Raw genomic sequence first — 5469 nt, 5'->3', positions numbered from 1 at the left:
AAGCTCAATAGCGCCGAAAGTAGTTGGAGGATCGCTTCCTGCGAGGATAGGACGTCGCGATGCACATGGACGTTTAGCTCAGCTGGGAGAGCACCTGCCTTACAAGCAGGGGGTCACAGGTTCGATCCCTGTAACGTCCATATGGGCTTATATGCTAATTGGATAAACACCCCGGCTACGAACCGGGTATTGCAGGTTCGAGTCCTGCTAGGCCCATTAGTGAATCTCTGATTTACTAATGTTCATATAAAAATGAATATTGTTCGGGACGTAGCTCAGCTTGGTAGAGCACCTGGTTTGGGACCAGGGGGTCGCAGGTTCGAATCCTGTCGTCCCGATTATATAACGCAAGTTATAGATCGCGGTGTAGCTCAGCTGGCTAGAGCGTCCGGTTCATACCCGGGAGGTCGAGGGTTCGATCCCCCCCGCCGCGATTGACGGAAACGTCAGCCAATAAAATCATGCGGATGTAGTACAATGGCTAGTGCTCCAGCCTTCCAAGCTGGGAATGCGGGTTCGATTCCCGTCGTCCGCTTCAATGATTTACAACAGCATCACTTCGGTGGTGCTGTTTTTTTACATTCAAACCAGATGATATCACTAGAAACTAGTGTTTTCTTCAAACGAACAGACTATAATCAGAGTAATTAGAACGGTAGGAGGGCACGTCATGAACGAACCACAACAACCATTTGATGATGACCAATTTATTCCAGTTGAATATACAGAATTGATTCGGCAATCATATGCTGAACAAGGCGGGTATAGCATGCCAGCGATTGATAAAACGGCATTGATGGTCAATCGGGCACTGGCGGTGTCGGTGAGTGACGATTTGGTCAAGGAATACCATGATGACGACACGGTAGACGATAATTTCGTCCGCATTTTTGTACGACAAACCATTGACTATGGCTATATTTTAACGGATGAAGCACCACGTGAATGGACAGCTGATAATCTATTCCAAGCGATGGGTATGACTTTGGGATATCTAGAAGTCGCACCTGAATTTGCTGGCATGTTAATCAATTTATTAGAGTCAATTACTAAAAATCTAGTTGCGCGCGGATTAATGCCGGCTGATTTCTTTACGCCCGATGTCCGTGCCTGGTTAATGGAGACTGTGCCACAGTACTTAGAGGACTTAGATGAATCCATGGACGAACCAATGGATGAAAGCGAAATCGAAGTCATGGAACGCTTGATGGATGATTTGGGGTTAGAAATTTCACCTGAGGACTTAATGGAAACGAACGTCGATCTCGCCCAAGACACATCGGTTGATGATGATGATTTACGCGTCAAGTTCTTTTTTGAGGTTCTAAATGCGAGCGGTATTCCTGACTTATATCAGCAACATCGTAGTATCAAGCCGGCTGTTAAAAAGCATTTAGCGTATTTAGGTACGCACCAAGAGTTACTTGTTTTAACAGTCATGTACGCCTCGGCCATGCGTGAATGGCTTGAAACGCAAATTGAAATGGGTGACTGGTCACACACGGATTTTGTCGTACGCGATTTCTTCGATGACGTGAATGGCATGTTCTTACAGGATGTGATTACGATTGAAAATGATGAGGAAGTCATTCACTACACTGCCGAACTCAAAGCTTTGATTAGCGGTGTCTTAGCGCAAGAACCGGAACCGATAGCCTATGTAGCTGAACAAGTGTCATCTGAACTACCGGCAGCTGAAAACCTGCAACGAGGCTTTATAACAGCTTTGCGTGATCGTGATCAGCTAACAGGCGAAGGGTTAGATGTTGCCGAAGCTATCTTGAAGATTGTCTTGGACACCATTGCGGTGAAAACAGATGCGGACATTGCAACATTGCCAATTGAAGCTGCAACCCAAGTGTTGATTGAAAAATTCCATACCTTTGATTTATTTGGTCTCGATGGCTTTGAATTTGTGGATGACGTCATCATTGAATTTGTGCGCTGGTTGGCTGAACGGGGACTTGTGTCAGATGCGGTCGTTGATCGTTGGGGAAATGCGATTGAAGCGGCGCAGTTGCCACGTTATATGTATGCGTTAGTCGCCGATGTGCAAGATTATCTGCATCTAATTGAAGTTGGGCAAACTGTCAGTCCAATATATTAAGAAACACTAATCCGACTCATGGCGAGCCGGATTTTTTCATATATCTTTGCTATGGTATTAGTGGAGGTTTTTATGACAAAAATATTATTTATCCTTATTTTTATCGGCGACGTCCTCGCAACTCCGCTATTCGATAGTCACCCCATTTTTTTGATTGGCACGGCTGTTTTAGCGGCAGCTACTTTGTATGCCCTATACGATATGCAATCTAATCGGGTGAACTACGCGATGACAGCGGTACTGTTGTTGCTTGCGGTTAGTTTATTCGTATTACACGGTGAGTCGGATTATTTAACGGTTCTAAACCGAGTAATGATGGCCCAAGTAGCCGTTTCGGCTATTTGGGCAGTCACGTATGCTGGCGTTCGGTCGCAAACAGCGTAGTGGTATAATCAATATCAGGTGGTTGAGCCTATTAACCACCATGACAAAACAGGGAGTACGATTATGAAGTCATTCATTTTTGACGTCGACGGTACATTGCTAAGTACCGAAAGCATGTACATGAAGTCATTGCAACAAACACTTGAAGAAAACGGCATTCACAAGGCCTACGAAGAATTGTATGCGATTTTCGGTCTACCATCACTGGATGCGTTGATTAAATTTGGCATCGAAAACCCAGAGGAGATGCAACGCCAATGGCAAGACCATTACCATGATTTTTGGGATGAGGTGCAATTGTTTGCTGGTGTAACGGACATGTTGGCTGATTTAAAGGCAACTGGTGTGCAATTAGGTATTGTCACATCAAACACGCCTGAAGAATTCGCAGATCATGCTGATGCGTTTGGCATTAACGGTTACTTCGATGACTTTGTATTTGCTGGTCAAACACCAAAAATGAAGCCAGCCGCGGACCCAATTTTGAAGTCAATGGCCGACTTGAAGGCGACACCTGAAACGTCGATTTACATTGGTGATTCCGTGCACGATATGCACGCGGCACATAATGCTGGCATTAAGTTCGGTATGGCTGCGTGGGGTGTGCGTGACCGCGCTGTCTTTAATGACGAAGCAGAGTTTATTTTTGAAACGCCTGCTGATATTTTAAAACTAGTTGATTAATTCAAATCCTGGTTTCATGGTAGACAATTATTTGTCAGTCGTGAAACTAGGATTTTCTTTCGTTTAGGTATCGGTAAAGGAAGAATGTCCCGCTATCTTCCTTTATCCAATTAGTCGGTGTTATAATAAAGACTTAATTAAATGGAAAGAAGTGAAGATAATGGATAATCGCGCTATTGGTTACATCGATTCTGGTATCGGTGGGTTGACGGTCGTCAAGCAAGCCTTGAAGCAAATTCCTGATGAACAAGTCTACTATGTGGGGGACACGGCACGCATGCCTTATGGTCCACGTCCACAAGAAGAAGTCCTCGGCTTCACTTGGCAAATGGTTCGCTACCTATTAAAAAAAGACATTAAGATGTTGGTGGTAGCCTGCAACACGGCAACGGCGGCAGCCTTACCGGACCTACAAGCAAAGCTAGACATCCCAGTTGTTGGTGTAATCCAACCTGGTGTTGATGCCGCTTTACGCAAGTCTGCAGATGGAGAAATTGGTGTGATTGCCACGGCCGGAACGGTTAAGTCGTTGGCTTACTATAACGGTTTGTTGCAAGGAAACCGTGCAGCGAACGTGGTGCAATTAGCAGCACCCGAGTTCGTTGACGTGGCTGAAAATCACGATTACACGTCAGAATTCGCCCGCCAAGTGGTTAAGGAGAAGTTGTCATACTTCAAGAACCACCAAGTGGACACCCTAATCTTGGGATGCACGCACTTCCCACTAATGGAGAACTTTATTCAAGAAGCAATGGGACCACAGGTGACGTTGGTTAACTCAGGTGCCGAAACGATTTCAACAGTGGTTGAGTTCTTGGATAAGTTCGATTTGCGTCGTGCAAGTGCGAACCCAGCTGATCACAATGATGATGAGTACTTTACAACGGGTAGCGTGAAGCGTTTTGCCACGATTGGTGGACGCTGGTTGGATGATAAGGAAATGACAGTTAAGCACTTGGACATTATTGATGATACACTAGTGCTTAATGAAGATGTCACTGATTAAGTCTAACGGGGGATACGCATGGCTAAGTTAATTTTTGCTTCAAAGAACGAAGGTAAAGTCCGTGAGTTTCGTGAGTTTTTGACGCCACTGGGGGTTGAAGTTGTCTCGTTGAACGAGCTGGAAAATGTACCGACAATCATCGAGGATGGCAATACCTTCCAAGAAAATGCCACAATCAAGGCAGAAACCATCGCGAAAGCGTTTAATGTGCCAGTTGTTGCGGAAGATGCCGGTTTGACGGTCGATGCGTTAGACGGCGCACCTGGCGTCCACTCAGCGCGTTACGCTGGCGATCATGACGATGCGGCAAACAATGCCAAGTTGCTACGTGAATTGGCAGATGTGGCAGATGCTGATCGCACTGCTTCGTTCCATGCTGTGATTGTGGCGATTAAGCCAGATGGCAAGCGCTTAGTAGCCTCTGGTAAGGTTGATGGCCGTATTTTGCGGGCAGCACAAGGTAGTGATGGCTTTGGCTATGACCCACTCTTTTTCTACGAACCGTTTGGTAAGTCATTTGGTGAACTAACGCCGGCAGAAAAGAATGAGATTTCACATCGTGGGGCTGCTTTGCAACAATTTATGTCAGACTTTAATGCCTGGTGGGAGGATTAAGAAATGGATTATTTGATTATTTCTGATGCACACGGCGACCGTCAAATTTTGGTTGACGTGGTGGATCACTACCGTGGTAAGGTTAAGGCGATGTTTTACAATGGTGACTCTGAATTATCACGTTCAGACGAATTGTTTAACGACTTGATGCCTGTTATCGGAAACATGGACACTGATCCAATGTTCCCAGATGACCGTGATTATGCGGATGATAACTTCACGTTATATCAAACACACGGTCACTTGGTACACACCGAGGTGTCATTAAACCAATTACGTGAAGTTGCCTCTGCAAAGGGTGTGGATGTCGTGACGTCAGGTCACACGCACGTCCTTGGGGCAGAAGAGATTGATGGTCGTTTGTTTATCAATCCTGGCTCAATTGCATTGCCAAAGGGTCAATATGCTTACTTGGGTGGTACGTATGCAATCTTGACGGTAGAACCAACCCAATTTATTGTACAGTTCTACACGCGTGATATGCAGCCTGTTGACGGGTTACGTTTTACGTTTAAGCGTTAATAGATAATATTAAAAGAGGCTGGGACAGAACAGTTCTAGCTGAAAATGAAGAAGGAGAAGAAAATCCGACGGATTTTCTTCTCCTTCTTTCTTTTTATCCAAAAATAACGGGATTTTATCCCGCCATGATGGCCATTTTCGTCATATTCAT

The 5469-nt window shown here is 45.2% G+C and carries 6 protein-coding genes and 5 tRNA genes; all 11 read left to right on the top strand.

Going from position 1 to position 5469, the window contains the following annotated elements; genetic code table 11:
• The first annotated feature begins 67 nt into the window (after nucleotides 1–67).
• The 11 genes from ACJ28U_RS02335 to ACJ28U_RS02285 all read left to right on the top strand — a co-directional run bounded on the left by ACJ28U_RS02335 (nucleotide 68) and on the right by ACJ28U_RS02285 (nucleotide 5318).
• Nucleotides 68–140 (top strand) — tRNA-Val (locus tag ACJ28U_RS02335).
• 3 nt (nucleotides 141–143) lie between these two features.
• A tRNA-Arg gene (locus ACJ28U_RS02330) sits at nucleotides 144–216 on the top strand.
• 48 nt (nucleotides 217–264) lie between these two features.
• Nucleotides 265–338: transfer RNA gene (locus tag ACJ28U_RS02325), tRNA-Pro, on the top strand.
• 22 nt (nucleotides 339–360) lie between these two features.
• Nucleotides 361–434 (top strand) — tRNA-Met (locus tag ACJ28U_RS02320).
• A gap of 29 nt (nucleotides 435–463) precedes the next feature.
• A tRNA-Gly gene (locus tag ACJ28U_RS02315) sits at nucleotides 464–535 on the top strand.
• A 135-nt stretch (nucleotides 536–670) separates the two neighbouring features.
• A complete protein-coding gene (locus ACJ28U_RS02310; RefSeq protein ID WP_407618259.1) occupies nucleotides 671–2107 on the top strand; it encodes a hypothetical protein in 1437 nt (478 codons plus the stop codon).
• Nucleotides 2108–2179: 72 nt separating this feature from the next.
• Complete coding sequence (locus ACJ28U_RS02305) at nucleotides 2180–2491, top strand: hypothetical protein (protein ID WP_386085378.1); 312 nt, start codon at nucleotides 2180–2182, stop codon at nucleotides 2489–2491.
• Between the two features lie 63 nt (nucleotides 2492–2554).
• A complete protein-coding gene (locus ACJ28U_RS02300; protein WP_010373848.1) occupies nucleotides 2555–3175 on the top strand; it encodes an HAD family hydrolase in 621 nt (206 codons plus the stop codon).
• A gap of 160 nt (nucleotides 3176–3335) precedes the next feature.
• The gene (gene racE / locus ACJ28U_RS02295; protein ID WP_010373846.1) at nucleotides 3336–4181 is read left to right on the top strand and encodes a glutamate racemase; all 846 of its coding nucleotides are present in this window, start codon (nucleotides 3336–3338) and stop codon (nucleotides 4179–4181) included.
• 18 nt (nucleotides 4182–4199) lie between these two features.
• Nucleotides 4200–4796, top strand: a complete 597-nt coding sequence (locus ACJ28U_RS02290) for an XTP/dITP diphosphatase (RefSeq protein WP_010373844.1) — start codon at nucleotides 4200–4202, stop codon at nucleotides 4794–4796.
• A gap of 3 nt (nucleotides 4797–4799) precedes the next feature.
• Nucleotides 4800–5318 carry a YfcE family phosphodiesterase gene (locus tag ACJ28U_RS02285; protein WP_010373842.1) on the top strand — a complete coding sequence of 173 codons (519 nt, stop codon included), beginning with the start codon at nucleotides 4800–4802 and terminating at the stop codon, nucleotides 5316–5318.
• Nucleotides 5319–5469: the final 151 nt, after the last annotated feature.

The organism is Weissella sp. MSCH1 (assembly GCF_045799135.1).
GTDB lineage: Bacteria > Bacillota > Bacilli > Lactobacillales > Lactobacillaceae > Weissella.
Note: the sequence above shows the minus strand (reverse complement) of the source record. Positions and strands in the feature narration are given on the sequence as shown.

Bases quoted from the DNA above. Each gene is read 5' to 3' on its own strand.
- ACJ28U_RS02285 (WP_010373842.1), top strand. From the start codon at position 4,800: ATGGATTATTTGATTATTTCTGATGCACACGGCGACCGTCAAATTTTG.
- ACJ28U_RS02290 (WP_010373844.1), top strand. From the start codon at position 4,200: ATGGCTAAGTTAATTTTTGCTTCAAAGAACGAAGGTAAAGTCCGTGAG.
- ACJ28U_RS02305 (WP_386085378.1), top strand. From the start codon at position 2,180: ATGACAAAAATATTATTTATCCTTATTTTTATCGGCGACGTCCTCGCA.
- ACJ28U_RS02300 (WP_010373848.1), top strand. From the start codon at position 2,555: ATGAAGTCATTCATTTTTGACGTCGACGGTACATTGCTAAGTACCGAA.
- racE (WP_010373846.1), top strand. From the start codon at position 3,336: ATGGATAATCGCGCTATTGGTTACATCGATTCTGGTATCGGTGGGTTG.
- ACJ28U_RS02310 (WP_407618259.1), top strand. From the start codon at position 671: ATGAACGAACCACAACAACCATTTGATGATGACCAATTTATTCCAGTT.